Consider the following 13,403-nt stretch of genomic DNA (forward strand, 5'->3'; position numbering starts at 1 on the left):
CGTAGCGCGAAGCCCTAGTGCGCTTCGTCCCAGTTGGCGCCGGCACCGACTTCCACCAGCAGCGGCACCTTGAGCGCCGCCGCGCCACTCATCAGCTCGGCGAGCTTCGGCTTCACGATCTCGAGCTCGCCCTGCGGCACTTCGAGCACCAGTTCGTCGTGCACCTGAAGCAGCAGTTTCGATTGCAGCGTGCTGCCCTGCAGCCAGTCATACACCTTGCGCATCGCGATCTTGACGATGTCAGCAGCGGTGCCCTGCATCGGCGCGTTGATCGCGGCGCGCTCGGCACCCTGACGGCGGCCGACCTGGGCCGCGCGGATCTCCGGCAGCATCAGGCGGCGGCCGAACACCGTTTCAACGTAGCCGTGATCGCGCGCGAAGTGACGGGTTTCTTCCATATAGCGGGCGACGCCGGGGTAACGGGCGAAGTAGCGGTCGATGTAGGCCTGCGCCGCGCTGCGCTCCAGATCCAGCGCCTTCGCCAGCCCGTGTGCGCTCATGCCGTAGATGAGGCCGAAGTTGATCGCCTTGGCGTAGCGGCGCTGCTCGCTGGTGACTTCGGCGGGTTCCAGGCCGAACACCTCGGCGGCGGTCGCGCGGTGCACGTCTTCGCCCTGAGCGAAGGCTTCGAGCAGGCGCGCATCGTCGGACAGGTGGGCCATGATCCGCAGCTCGATCTGCGAGTAGTCGGCCGACACGATGACGTTGCCCGGCGCGGCGATGAAGGCGGCGCGGATGCGGCGGCCCTCTTCGGTACGCACCGGAATGTTCTGCAGGTTGGGCTCGGAACTCGACAGTCGCCCGGTCACCGCGCCGGCCTGCGAGAAGCTGGTGTGCACCCGCCCGGTGCCCGGGTTCACCGAGCGCGGCAGCTTGTCGGTGTAGGTGCTCTTGAGCTTGGCCATGCTGCGGTATTCAAGCAGCAGTTTCGGCAGCGGATAATCGAGCGCGAGTTGCTGCAGCACCTCTTCGTCGGTCGAAGGCTGGCCGCCGGGAGTCTTCTTGATCACCGGCAGTTGCTCGCGCTCGAAGAGGATCTCCTGGATCTGCTTGGGGCTGTTGAGGTTGAAGGGCTGCTTGGCGAGCGCATGCGCTTGCGCCTCGATCTCCATCATGCGGCGGCCCAGCGTGTCGGACTGCTTGATGAGCAGATCGCGGTCGATCAGCACGCCGTTACGCTCCATCGCCCAGAGCACTTCAAGCGCCGGCATTTCGATGTCGCGGTAGAGCTTGGCCAGCGCCGGGTCGCCCTCGACACGGCGGATCAGTACGTTGTGGACGCGCAGCGTGGCGTCGGCGTCTTCGGCGGCATATTCGGTCGCGCGCTGGATATCGACCTCGTGAAAGCCGATCTGGTTGGCGCCCTTGCCGCACACGTCGGTGTAGCTGAGCGCATCGAGCATGCCGGCATGCCGCTTGGCAAGCTGGTCGAGGTCGTGCCCCTTGTCGCTCTCGACGACGAAGGATTCGAGCAGCGTGTCGTGCGCCACACCGCGCAGGCGGATGCCGTGGTTGGCCAGCACATGCATGTCGTACTTGAGGTTCTGGCCGAGCTTCTTGTGCGTATCGGATTCGAACCAGCCGCGCAGCTTGTCGAGCACCTCATCAAGCGGCAGCTGTGCAGGCGAGTCGGGGTAGCGATGCGTCAGCGGCAGATAGGCCGCTTCGCCCTCGGTGACACAGAAACTCATGCCGACCAGGCGCGCGAGCAGCGGATCGAGGCTGTCGGTTTCGGTGTCGAAAGCCGTCAGTTGCGCGGCAGTGATCTTCACCAGCCAGGCATCAAAGGTGGGCCAGTCAAGAATCGTGACGTAGCCCGCGCGATGCGCGCCGGCCTCCCCCAGCAATGAGGCCTGTGCGGGTGTTGTCTCCTGCGCCTTCTCGGCGGGTGCGGCAGGCGCAGCCTCGCTGCCGCCACCGGCCAGTGCCGCACGCGTTTCGCGCAGCCAGGTGCGGAATTCAAGGCGTTCGAACCATTCGGCGAGGGTTTCACGGTTCAGCGTCGCGGGGTCGAGCTGGTCAAGCGTCACCGGCAATTCGCAGTCGGTTTCGATCGTCACCAGCTTGCGCCCCACCGGCAGGAAGTCCAGATGCGCGCGCAGCTTGTCGCCCACCACGCCGCCGATCTTCCAGTCCTCCTTCTTGCCTTTGATCTCCTTGAGCTGCGCGGCAGCCACCACGCCGTCAAGCGAATCAAACTCGGTGAGCCATTTCACCGCCGTTTTCGGGCCGCACTTCTCCACGCCCGGCACGTTGTCGACGGTGTCGCCGACCAGCGCAAGATAGTCCACGATGCGCGTCGGCGGCACGCCGAACTTGGCCAGCACGCCGGCCTCATCAAGCACTTCGTTGCTCATGGTATTGACCAGACGCACACGCGAGGTGACCAGCTGCGCCATGTCCTTGTCGCCGGTCGAGATCACCACGTCATAGCCCGCCGCTTCACCGCGGCGCGCGAGCGTGCCGATCACATCGTCCGCCTCAACGCCTTCGACCATCACAAGAGGCCAGCCCATCGCCTGCACGCAGGCATGGATCGGTTCGATCTGCGCGCGCAGATCCTCGGGCATCGGCGGGCGGTTGGCTTTGTATGCGGGGTAGAGGTCGTCGCGGAAGGTTTTGCCCTTGGCGTCGAAGACACAGGCCAGCCGCTCTGCCTTGTAGTCACCCAACAGCCGGCGTAGCATGTTCAGCACCCCATACACCGCGCCAGTCGGCTCTCCGCGAGCATTTCGCATGTCTGGCAGCGCATGAAAAGCGCGGTACAAATAGGACGATCCGTCGACCAGCAGCAGCGTCGGCATGGGTTAAATCAACCGGTGAGTGTTGCAGTAGCCGTGCCGCTCACGACACCGCCCCAGTCCTGCAACGAAAGATTCGAATGAGCGCGAAAGAGAAACTTCCGCCTGTAACCGCCACCACCCCCGGCCTGCATGGCCAGATGGCCCGCGAGGCCTGGCGGATCTTCGGGATTATGTCAGAGTTCGTTGACGCGACCGAACGGCTGGCGCCGATCCGCCCGGCCGTCACGATCTTCGGCAGCGCCCGCACCAAGCCGGACCACCCGTACTACGTGATGACCGAAAAGATCGCGCGCCTGCTCTCGGATTCGGGCTTCTCGGTCATCTCGGGCGGCGGCCCCGGCATCATGGAAGCGGCCAACAAGGGGGCGTTCTTCGGCAAGTCGCCGTCGATCGGGCTCAACATCCAGTTGCCGATGGAACAGCACGGCAACCCCTACCAGGACATCTCGCAGACCTTCCACCACTTCTTCGCGCGCAAGTACATGTTCGTCAAGTGCGCGAGTGCGTATGTGGTGATGCCCGGCGGCTTCGGCACGCTGGACGAGCTGATGGAGTCGCTCACGCTGATCCAGACCGGCAAGAGCCGACCGATTCCGGTCATTCTTGTCCACTCGCCGTTCTGGAAAGGACTGATCGACTGGTTTCGCGATACGCTGGTCACCGAAAAGGTCATCAGCCCCGAAGATCTTGACCTCGTGCAGTTGCTCGACAGCCCGAAAGAGGTTGTCGATGCCATCTTCAAACACTACGAGCACCGCGGTTTCGGGCCTCTGCCCGGCGAACACGAACTGATGCTCAACCTGTGAGAGGCGTCCAAATGCTCCGCCCGATCCACACCCTGATCGCCATCGCGCTGCTGGTTTCCGGCAACGCCTTTGCACAAACACCGCCCAAACTCGAACCGATCCCGGAACCGCCCCCGCCGCCGCCCGGCGTGGTCGATGCCAGCGAAGAACCGGAAATCAACGTCAGTACCCGCGGCGAAGACAAGATCGAGGAGTACCGCATCAAGGGCAAGCTCTACATGATCAAGGTGACGCCCAAGGTCGGCCAACCCTACTACCTGGTCGACCAGAAGGGTGATGGCGTCTTTGCGCCAACTGGCGAAGGCCAGCAGAACCTCTCTGTGCCGATGTGGCTGATCAAGAGCTGGTAAGCAGAACCTTGCAGGCCGCCGCCCGCTGGCGCGCAAAGCGGCCGGTCTGCGCAACGAAAAGCCATGTCCGTATTCACACCTGTTACCCCTGAGCAAATCACGCAATGGCTCGGCGGCTATGCCGTCGGGCGGCTGAGCGAATTGCGCGGCATCGAGGCCGGCGTTCAGAACAGCAATTTCTTCGTCACCACCACGCTGGGCCGCTATGTGCTGACGCTGTTCGAGAGCGTGCCACGCGCCGAACTGCCGTTCTACCTGCACCTGATGGCCCACCTGGCGCGGCACGGACTGCCCGTCCCGGCGCCGATCGCGACGCGCGATAACGACTACCTTGGCACTCTGGCGGGTCGGCCCGCCGTGATGGTGGCGCGGCTCGCCGGCCGCTCGGAGATGTCGCCCACCGTCGCGCACTGCGAGCGCCTCGGCGCGATGCTCGCGGGCCTCCACCTGGCAGGCGTTTCGTATGGGCGGCGGCAGGAGAACTCACGCGGCCCAGCCTGGCGCGAGCGCACTGCCGACACCGTCCGCCCCCAACTCCCGCCCGGCGACCGTGCCTTGCTCGATGCCGAGCTGATCGTGCAACGCGGGCTCGACTCGGTTGAACTGCCGCAGGGCACGATCCACGCCGACCTTTTCCGCGACAACGTGCTGTGGGACGGCGAGCATGTCGGCGGCGTGATCGACTTCTACTTCGCCTGCAGCGACAGCCTGCTGCTCGATGTCGCGGTCACCGTCAACGATTGGTGCGGGCGTGCCGACGGCTCGCTGGACGCGGCGCGCGCCAGGGCCTTCCTGCTCGCCTACCACGCAGACCGGCCCTTCACCCGCGCCGAACGCGAAGCCTGGCCGACGATGCTGCGCCGCGCAGCGCTGCGCTTCTGGCTCTCGCGGCTGGAAGATTTCCATCGCCCGCGCGAAGGCGAGATGGTGCTGGTGAAGAACCCCGACGAGTTCCGTGAGATCCTGCGTGCCCGGATCGCGCAACCGCATGCCGTGCCGCTGCCCTGAACGCAGCGCATGCGGATTTGATAGCATCCGCCACCCAGAGCATTCTTGGTAGCCTCATGCATTCCCACCATATTCCCGTTCCCGCCCGCGTGCCGCCCGGCCGCGCCCTGATCTGGCTGCGTGAAGGCTGGCAACTGTTCATGAAGCACCCGGCAGTCTGGGTCGCAATGGGAGCGGTCACCTTTCTGCTGCTGGCCATCGCGGTGCCGCTGCCGCTGATCGGGCGGGTGCTCGCCATGGTGGTGCTTCAGGTACTGGCCGGCGGCATGATCGCCGCCGCGCGCCATGCCGACGAAGCCGGCACCCTGCAACTGAACGAACTCTGGGAAGGGCTGCGCAAGCACGCCGCCAATCTGGCGATGATCGGCGTGCTGCAGGGCATCGCGCTGACCGCCGCGGGCATCCTCACCATGATCACCAGTCTTGCGCTAGGCCTGCTGCTTGACCTCACCGGCCTCTCGCACTTCAGCCTGATCACGGTTGTCCTGAGCTGGACTGCCGATCTGTTCGTGTCATTCATCGTCGTGGTCGGCATGCTGCTTGCGCTGTGGTTTGCGCCCGCGCTGGTCATGCTCAACCGCGCATCGCCCTTCGACGCCATGCGCCTGTCTTTCCAGGCCACCACCCACAACCTGGGTGCCGCCGGCCTGCTCTCCTTGCTGCTGGTGATCGGCGTGCCGCTGATCGTCTTCAGCACCTTCGGTCTTGGCATCGTGCTGGTCATCCCCTTGGTCGCCACCACGATTTACGCTTCCTGGCGCGACGTCATCGGCGCCAACCCGGCCACGGTGATCTGACATGCAGGCGCTAAAACTCCCCGCCGCCAGCGGCTTGGGCTGGATCAAGGCCGGCTTCGCGCTCTACCGCCGCAACCCCTTCGCGCTCGCCGCCAACGTCATGCTGATGTGGCTGGTACTGATGGTGGCCGGCATGTTGCTGGTGCCGGTGCTGGCCGCGCTGCTGCCGGAGACCCTTGCCCCGTGGATTGCCCAGGCGCCGGTTGCCTTGCTGCTGCCGGCGCTTTCAGTCGGCGTTTTCGACGTTTGCCGACTGGTGGACCGGGGCGATCCGGTGCATCCGTTCGCCCTGTTTTCCGGCCTCAAGCGCAACCCGCGGCAACTGTTGATCCTGGGCTTGATCTATTACGTTGGCAGCGCGCTCGCCCTTGGCGTGACGACCCTGATTGACGATGGCCTTTTGCTCGACGTGATGCAGGGTCGCAAGAAGGTGGACGACGCCACGCTCGACGCTGGCAATCTGCTGCGTTCCGCCCTGCTGCTGATCGTGCTGACCCTGCCCGCGCTGATGGCCAACTGGTTCGCGCCCCTGCTCTCGGGCTGGAGCCAGGTGCCCGCGGTCAAGGCCGCGTTCTTCAGCTTTGTTGCCTTCTGGCGCAACTTCAGCGCTTTCCTGGTGTTTGGTCTCGGCATGATGGTGGTGTTCTGGCTGATCCCCGGCATTGCGGCCGCGATCGTGACCATGGCCTCCCCCATGCTGGGCGCCTCACTTGCAATGATGCTGCCGCTGTTCATGGTGCCAGCGCTTTACGCAGCGTTCTACGCCAACGCTCTGGAAGTCTTCCCCGGCTTGCGGGATGCAGCCGTCTGAACGCGCGCCGCTGGGCATCCTCGGCGGCACCTTCGACCCGATCCACAACGGCCACCTGCGGCTTGCCGAAGAGGCCGTCACGCAGTTGGGCCTTGGTCGGATCCGGCTGATTCCCGCCGGGCGCCCGGCCCACCGCGGCGCCCCGGGCGCCAGCGCTGCGCAAAGGCTGGACATGGTGCAGCTTGCCGCCGCCGAGAATCCGCGCCTGGAAGTCGATGCCGCCGAAGTCCTGAGCGAAGCGCCCAGCTACACCGTGCCAACGCTTGAACGCTTGCGCGCCGAGCTGGGTGATGCGCGCCAGCTCGTACTGCTGCTGGGCGCTGACGCATTTGCCGGCCTGCCAAGCTGGCACCGCTGGACCACCCTGTTCGAACTGGCCCACATTGCGGTGGCCACACGGCCGGGCCATACGCTTGAGCTTGCCGCCCTCTCACCCGCGCTGGCCGAGCAATGCCGCCAGCGTGAAAGCGCCGCCGATGCGCTGCAGGCGCGCCCCCACGGCTGCATCGTGCGCTTTCCGATCACTGCGCTCGACATCTCGGCTACCGCCATCCGCACCCTTTGCGCCCGCCGTGAAAGCCCGCGCTACCTGTTGCCGGAGGGGGTTGTCGACTATATTGCCCAGCACGGCCTTTATCTTGAACCGGAGGAAAACGCTTTCTGATGAACATCTCAACGCTCGAAAAACTCGTTGTTGACGCCCTTGAGGACATCAAGGCCAAGGACATCGAAGTCATCAACACCACCCGCCTCACCGCGATGTTCGACCGCATCGTCATCGCCAGCGGCGATTCAAACCGCCAGACCAAGGCGCTCGCCCGCAATGTGCAGAACAAGGTGCTCGAAGCCGGCGGTCATGTGGTGAGCATGGAAGGGCAGGACACCGGCGAATGGGTGCTGGTCGATCTGGGCGACATCGTCGTTCACGTCATGCAGCCTGCCGTGCGCGCCTACTACAACCTGGAAGAAATCTGGTCGCACACGCCGGTCCGCCATCGGCCGCATGAGGCCGACGCCCGCCACGAAACGTTCTGATGCGTCTGCTGATCATTGCCGTCGGCACCCGCATGCCCGGCTGGGTCGACGAGGCCTTTGGCGACTTCGCCAAGCGCATGCCGCGCGAATGCGCGCTCGAACTGCATGAAGTCAAGGCCGAACCGCGCAGCGGTGGCAAGACGGCCGAGCAGATGATGGCGGCCGAGGCCGAACGTATCCGCGCTGCGCTGCCGCCACGCGCGCATCTGGTGATTCTGGACGAACGCGGCGAAGACCTCAGCACCAAGTCGCTCGCGCAACGCCTTGAGCGCTGGCTTGGCGAAGGCGACGATGTGGCGCTGGTGATCGGCGGGCCCGATGGGCTCGACCCCTCGCTCAAGCAGACGGCGCACGAAAAGATCCGTCTTTCGTCGCTGACGCTGCCGCACGCAATGGTTCGGGTGCTGCTCGCCGAGACGCTCTACCGTGCCTGGAGCGTGACGAAGAACCACCCGTACCACCGCGAGTAAGGCGCAGGACGACCCGCATGCTGCCACCCAGAATCTACCTCGCCTCGCGCAGCCCGCGCCGGCGCGAGCTCTTGCACCAGATCGGCATTGCCTTCGACACCCTGCTGTTCCGTGCGCCACCGCGCGAAGACGCCGACGTGAACGAAGACGTGCTACCCGGCGAAGAGCCGGTCGACTATGTGGTGCGCGTGGCACGCGCCAAGGCGCAGGGCGGCTGGACGCGGCTGGCCTGGCGCAGCCTGGTACCGCACCCGGTCCTGTCTGCCGACACCACGATCGATCTGGACGGCGAGATCATTGGCAAGCCGGTAGATACGGCCGACGCCGCGGCGATACTGCACCGCCTTGCTGGCCGCACGCACCGGGTGCTCACGGCCATCGCGATGGCAGACGGGCAACGGATCGAACACCTGCTCTCGGTCAGCGAAGTGCGATTCGGTGAACTCAGCGAGGAACAGATCCAGCGCTACATCGCCACCGGCGAGCCGATGGACAAGGCCGGCGCCTACGGCATTCAGGGCCGCGCGGGCGCCTTCGTGGCCGAGATCCGCGGTTCCTACACCGGCATCGTCGGCCTGCCGCTGCACGACACTGCGCAATTGCTGCGCAGCTTCGACTACCCGGTCTGAGGCGCGCGGCGGCGGCGCGCTTTGCGGCGCGCCGCTCAGGCCGTATCGCTGAATACCCGCGTGTTGTTGCGCCCGTCTTTCTTGCCGGCATACATCGCCGCGTCGGCACGGCGCATCAGCTCGTCGGGCGAATGGACAGCGCCGGAGACCACCGCCACGCCAATGCTGGCCCCCACCCTCGCCTGCGCCCCGCCTTCCAGCGGTATCGGCGCCAGCACGGCGTCGCGCACTTTCTCAAGAATCGTCAGGGCGGCGCGCGCTTCGGAAACCCCATCGAGCAGCAGCACGAATTCGTCGCCACCGAGCCGGGCCACTGTGTCGGTCCGGCGCACCGCCCGCTCAAGCCGCTGCGCCACGACTCTCAGCACATGATCGCCGGCCTCATGGCCCCAGGTGTCGTTCACCTGTTTGAACCAGTCCAGATCAATCATTGCCAGGGAGAAGCCGCGTGCGCTGTCGCGGGCGTGCTCGGCCACCATGTTGGCGAGGCGGCGGTTGAGGCCAAGGCGGTTCATCGCGCCGGTCAGGCTGTCAGTGGTCGCCAGTTCCTGTGCGGCCTCCTCGGCCCGCTTGCGGTCGGTAATGTCGTTGGCCAGACCCTGGAGCTCGCCGCCGCTCGCCGGCGTCAGCACGATCTGGATCCAGCGCTCCTGCCCGTCGTGCTCGCGCAGGGCGAAGTCTTCCGACACCGAGCGCTGCCGTTCGATGCAGCGTTGCTGCAAGGCGTTGAGCGCGGGCGCCAGCGATGGCAGGAGCTGCGCCAGGGTCGGCGCCGCAGCGCCAACGAGGGGCCCGCCCAGCACGCTCACGCAGGCGGGGTTCCAGGATTGCAGCCGGCCATCGTCGGCCAGCGTGAAGAGCCCGGTTTCAGCGTTCTCGAAAATCAGGCGCATGCGCTGTTCGTCGCGCTCGCGCTGCGCGCGCAGCGCTCGCTCGCTGGCGATCAGGCCCGAGAAACCGCTGATCAGGTGATTGGTATCACGCACAAGCATGCCCAGTTCGTCGGCGTCATGCCCGCGTGGCATCGGAATCTGCCCGCCGGCTCCCGCTTCGATGCGATGCAGACTCATGGAGATGCTGCGGATCGGCTGGGTGACGAAGTAGCCCACCGCGAGCAAGGCCGCCAGCACCACGGCCGCCGTCTGCGCCGCCAGGAGGCCGGCAATCCTGAGCGCGCTGGTGTAGACGCGCTCGCGTGTGTAGGTTTCGTTCGGTTCGACACGGATCTCGCACACGACTTGCGACTTCGAAAACGGCGAGTGCACTGCACGGCTGAGTACCGATGCCGCAGTGCGCGCCTCCCCTGCCGCGGCGATCACGCGCCCGTCAACCCGGATCTCGGCCCCGCGGAGGTAGGGATTCTTGACCAGCCCGGCGAGGGCCTGTTTGGCCAACTCGCGGTCGTCCACAAAGCAGGCGGTGCTGACCGCATCTTCCACCGCGTCGATCAGCGCTTCGCTCTGGCGTTGCATGAGCGCCCGTTCGGTGCTCATCACGATGGGGATACTGACCAGGGCCGCACACAGGCCCGCCAGCCCACCCACCAGAAAGATGATCGCGGCTGCACGCAGGCGCAGGTTGCGGCGGAGCAGATGGATCACGCGTTCATTCCCCGAACGAATAGACGATGCGAACCCGCGCATCGACGAGGGTGCGGTCGACATAACCCACCCCCCCTGGATTGCGCGCCACGAGATCCAGCACCTGGTCCGGGTTGTCGGCCTGCACCGGCGGCGACGCTTGGCCGGAAAAGGTCAGCCGCGCCCAGTAAGCCTTCACCTCGGCCAGATCGCGCGACAGCAGCCGCTGATAGAACAGCGCCTTTTCGCGCCCCGCCCCGCTGGCCAGGTCGATCGGCCGAGCCGCAGTGCCGCCAGGCAGCTTGCGTGCGCGCCCCATGTAAAGATTGATCACCTCGTCGCGACTCAGGCGTTCAACGCCGCTCGCGGGGCTGACGACCACCACCAGATCCAGCGCGCCGGCGCCGCCCGCCCACATCAGGAGGGTCGCGGCGACAAAGCATCGGATCGACATGCGGGCCATGGCCTAGAACGCAAAATCGACGGTCGCACTGAGCACCGTCGTCTGGAAGGGCTGGGGCATGCCAGGCGGGACTACCCAGAGCACCAGACTGTGTGTGCCGCGGATCCGCTCGACCTGCGCCTTGAGGGCAAAGTTCTGCGCAAAGTCCCAGCGCACCCCAAGCGCATAGCTGCGCACATCATTCATGTTCGATTCAATCATGCGCGCCACCGCGTCTTCGAGCGGTGCGAGCACCGGCCAGGGCGGCAGGCCCGATGCTGGCGGCGCATCCGGCGAGTGCGCAGCGGAAATGTAGCCGTAGGGCGTGAACGCCCCCAGACGATAGCCGATCTGGGCAAAGCCGGCGTAATAGTCCGGCAGTGAATAGGAGTCGGAGCTGAAGACACTGCCCGCGAACTGTGTCTGCAAGGGGCCGTCCTGATAGCCCAGCGCCGCCGCCCAGTAACCGTAACGCTTGTCCTTGACCGCAAGCTGCTCGGCCAGCGCCGGCCCGCCCGGAATGCCGCCATGGCGCAGCAGCTCGAAAACTTCGGGGAAGGGCAACTCTTCAGCCACCTCGATCCGCGAGTAGCCCAGGCGCGCAGTCCAGCGCTCGCTCAGGTATTCCAGGTAAGCACCGGCGATCGGCGAGCCGTCCAGCACGAACACCCCGCCCTGAGGATCGGCCGGGGCCTTGCCGCGCGCGGCGCCCAGGTAGGCCTTGGCGCGTACCACGTCGGCACCCAGCGGCCATGTGTAGCTGATGTCCGCACCATCGAAGGACTGCATCGGAATGCCGCCGTAGTAGTCCGGCGGCGGGCGAACCGTGAGGTAGGAATACCCCACGTTGGCCGAATCGGAAAGCGGGTAGATATCCAGCCCGAGCCGCCCGGCGCGCAGGCTCAGTGCGGCATCGGGCGTGTAACTCAGAAAGCCCCAGCTCAGCTCGGGCCGCCAGGAGGCGTCATAGCGATAGCGGACCAGCCCCTGGGCAACAGCCTCCCACTCGGGTGAGAGGCGATAGTTCAGTTGCAGGCCCAGTCGCGAATCCACCGACGCCGAGCCAGCCCCGCCCGAGACCCCGGTCGGCGCCTGCGTGGCATCGCGCCGAAACTCGTAGGTGTCCACCGAGGACCACGCGCCACCGAGGGTGCCAAAGCCACCCAGGCGCCAGGGCTGCTCGAACTCGCCCGCGCCGTCCTCGGCGAGTACCGCCAGGGCCGGGAACAGGCTGATCAACATGCACAGACACCGCCGCACAAACATGAATCGCATCCGCCACCCGTGAAACCGGCAGTCCGCTGCCGCGCTTCAGTCTTATCGGCCGGTTTTGCCGGCGCTTGAGGGGCGGATCAGGCGGCCTGCCCGGCGCAGTAGCCGCTGGCCCAGGCCCACTGGAAGTTGTATCCCCCCAACCAGCCGGTCACATCCATCACTTCGCCAACGAAATACAGGCCCGGCACCGACTTGGCCATCATGGTCTTCTGATCGAGCACGCGGGTATCGACCCCGCCGGCGGTCACTTCGGCCTTGCGGTAGCCCTCGCTGCCGGCCGGCACCAGTTGCCAGGCGTTGAGCTGTTGCGCGAGCTCGCGCAGCGCGCGGTCCGGTAGATCCGCCAGCGGCCGCCCGGCGTAGCCGCTGGCCGCCGCCCAATGCTCGGCCAAGCGGCGGGGCAGCCACTGCGCCAGCACGTTTTGCAACTGTTGTTTGTTGCCCGGCTTGGCGGCAAGCAGGGCAGCGGCCAGATCGATGTCTGGCGCAAGGTTCAGCGTAATGGCTTCGCCGGGGCTCCAGAACGACGAGATCTGCAGGATCGCCGGGCCAGACAGGCCACGGTGCGTGAACAGCAGGTCTTCGCGAAAGTGGCCGCGCCGCTTGCCGCTGCCGCCGGAAACCTCCACTTCGAGTGAAACGCCTGCCAACTCGGCAAACGGCGCCCAGTCCTTCGCTGCAAACGCCAGCGGTACCAGCGCCGCGCGCGGCGTGATCAGCGGCAATCCGAACTGTTGTGCGATACGGAAGCCAAAATCGGTCGCGCCGATCTTCGGAATCGAGAGCCCGCCGGAGGCAATCACCAGCGAGGAAACGTCGATCACGCCCACGCTGGTTTCCAGGCTGAAGCCCGCCTCGCCGCGCGACACCGCCGCCACGCTGCACGGCCGCCGCCATGCCACGTTGCCGGCATCGCACTCGGCGACCAGCAGATCGATGATGTCCTGCGCGCTGTGATCGCAGAACAGCTGGCCCTTGTGCTTCTCATGCCAGCGCACGCCGTGGCGCTCGATCAGATCGAGAAAGTCGCGCGAGGTGTAGCGCGACAGGGCCGAGCGGCAGAAGTGCGGGTTGTCCGAGAGGTAATTTGCCGGCCCCGCCTGCAGATTGGTGAAATTGCAGCGGCCGCCGCCGGAAATACGGATCTTCTCGGCCAGGTGCGCGGCGTGGTCGATGATGACCACCCGCCGCCCGCGTTGCCCCGCAACTGCGGCGGCCATCATGCCGGCCGCCCCGGCCCCGATTACTGCCACATCGAACTGTTCTGCCATTCCGCGCTCCAACTAAGCGCGAGATCTTACCGGGCGAGGGCCCGGTCGGGCGGTTAGAATGAATGCGCAACCCGCCGCTGCGGCGCCGCCGGTGTGCGATGCGGGAGCACCTCCGCAAGGGGATG

General features: G+C 66.1%; 14 protein-coding genes. 9 read left to right on the forward strand and 5 right to left on the reverse strand.

Features of this window, described 5'->3' with window-relative positions; all coding sequences use genetic code 11:
- Nucleotides 1-14: 14 nt before the first annotated feature.
- Nucleotides 15-2,804, reverse strand: a complete 2,790-nt coding sequence (gene polA, locus OPU71_RS01070; RefSeq protein ID WP_267724110.1) for a DNA polymerase I — start codon at nt 2,802-2,804, stop codon at nt 15-17.
- Nucleotides 2,805-2,881: 77 nt separating this feature from the next.
- Between polA and OPU71_RS01075 the strand changes: the two genes are divergently transcribed.
- From OPU71_RS01075 to OPU71_RS01115, 9 genes are all read left to right on the forward strand, one after another.
- The gene (locus tag OPU71_RS01075; protein ID WP_267724112.1) at nt 2,882-3,610 is read left to right on the forward strand and encodes a TIGR00730 family Rossman fold protein; all 729 of its coding nucleotides are present in this window, start codon (nt 2,882-2,884) and stop codon (nt 3,608-3,610) included.
- 11 nt (nt 3,611-3,621) lie between these two features.
- Complete coding sequence (locus OPU71_RS01080; protein WP_267724114.1) at nt 3,622-3,960, forward strand: DUF2782 domain-containing protein; 339 nt, start codon at nt 3,622-3,624, stop codon at nt 3,958-3,960.
- Between the two features lie 63 nt (nt 3,961-4,023).
- Nucleotides 4,024-4,968 (forward strand): homoserine kinase, encoded by a 945-nt coding sequence (locus OPU71_RS01085; RefSeq protein WP_267724116.1) that lies wholly within the window; start codon nt 4,024-4,026, stop codon nt 4,966-4,968.
- 56 nt (nt 4,969-5,024) lie between these two features.
- Entirely contained in the window at nt 5,025-5,765 is a 741-nt protein-coding gene (locus OPU71_RS01090; protein ID WP_267724118.1) for a BPSS1780 family membrane protein, read from the forward strand.
- A gap of 1 nt (nt 5,766) precedes the next feature.
- Nucleotides 5,767-6,576 carry a BPSS1780 family membrane protein gene (locus tag OPU71_RS01095; RefSeq protein WP_267724120.1) on the forward strand — a complete coding sequence of 270 codons (810 nt, stop codon included), beginning with the start codon at nt 5,767-5,769 and terminating at the stop codon, nt 6,574-6,576.
- Nucleotides 6,563-7,240 (forward strand): nicotinate-nucleotide adenylyltransferase, encoded by a 678-nt coding sequence (nadD, locus tag OPU71_RS01100; RefSeq protein ID WP_267724122.1) that lies wholly within the window; start codon nt 6,563-6,565, stop codon nt 7,238-7,240. Before OPU71_RS01095 ends, nadD begins: the two co-directional genes overlap by 14 nt.
- Nucleotides 7,240-7,611 carry a ribosome silencing factor gene (gene rsfS, locus OPU71_RS01105; protein ID WP_267724124.1) on the forward strand — a complete coding sequence of 124 codons (372 nt, stop codon included), beginning with the start codon at nt 7,240-7,242 and terminating at the stop codon, nt 7,609-7,611. The genes nadD and rsfS overlap by 1 nt, the downstream gene beginning before the upstream one ends.
- Nucleotides 7,611-8,081 (forward strand): 23S rRNA (pseudouridine(1915)-N(3))-methyltransferase RlmH, encoded by a 471-nt coding sequence (rlmH, locus tag OPU71_RS01110; RefSeq protein ID WP_267724126.1) that lies wholly within the window; start codon nt 7,611-7,613, stop codon nt 8,079-8,081. Before rsfS ends, rlmH begins: the two co-directional genes overlap by 1 nt.
- 17 nt (nt 8,082-8,098) lie before the next feature.
- The gene (locus OPU71_RS01115) at nt 8,099-8,710 is read left to right on the forward strand and encodes a Maf family protein (RefSeq protein WP_267724128.1); all 612 of its coding nucleotides are present in this window, start codon (nt 8,099-8,101) and stop codon (nt 8,708-8,710) included.
- A gap of 35 nt (nt 8,711-8,745) precedes the next feature.
- On the opposite strand, the gene OPU71_RS01120 is transcribed toward OPU71_RS01115, so the two are convergent.
- From OPU71_RS01120 to OPU71_RS01135, 4 genes are all read right to left on the reverse strand, one after another.
- On the reverse strand, nt 8,746-10,311 hold the full coding sequence (locus tag OPU71_RS01120) for a sensor domain-containing diguanylate cyclase (protein WP_267724130.1): 1,566 nt from the start codon (nt 10,309-10,311) through the stop codon (nt 8,746-8,748).
- Between the two features lie 4 nt (nt 10,312-10,315).
- The gene (locus OPU71_RS01125; RefSeq protein WP_267724132.1) at nt 10,316-10,744 is read right to left on the reverse strand and encodes a hypothetical protein; all 429 of its coding nucleotides are present in this window, start codon (nt 10,742-10,744) and stop codon (nt 10,316-10,318) included.
- Between the two features lie 12 nt (nt 10,745-10,756).
- Entirely contained in the window at nt 10,757-11,974 is a 1,218-nt protein-coding gene (locus OPU71_RS01130; RefSeq protein WP_267724134.1) for a hypothetical protein, read from the reverse strand.
- A 110-nt stretch (nt 11,975-12,084) separates the two neighbouring features.
- Complete coding sequence (locus tag OPU71_RS01135; RefSeq protein WP_267724135.1) at nt 12,085-13,278, reverse strand: NAD(P)/FAD-dependent oxidoreductase; 1,194 nt, start codon at nt 13,276-13,278, stop codon at nt 12,085-12,087.
- Nucleotides 13,279-13,403: the final 125 nt, after the last annotated feature.

The sequence above is a fragment of the Niveibacterium sp. 24ML genome, assembly GCF_026586805.1.
Taxonomy (GTDB): domain Bacteria; phylum Pseudomonadota; class Gammaproteobacteria; order Burkholderiales; family Rhodocyclaceae; genus Niveibacterium.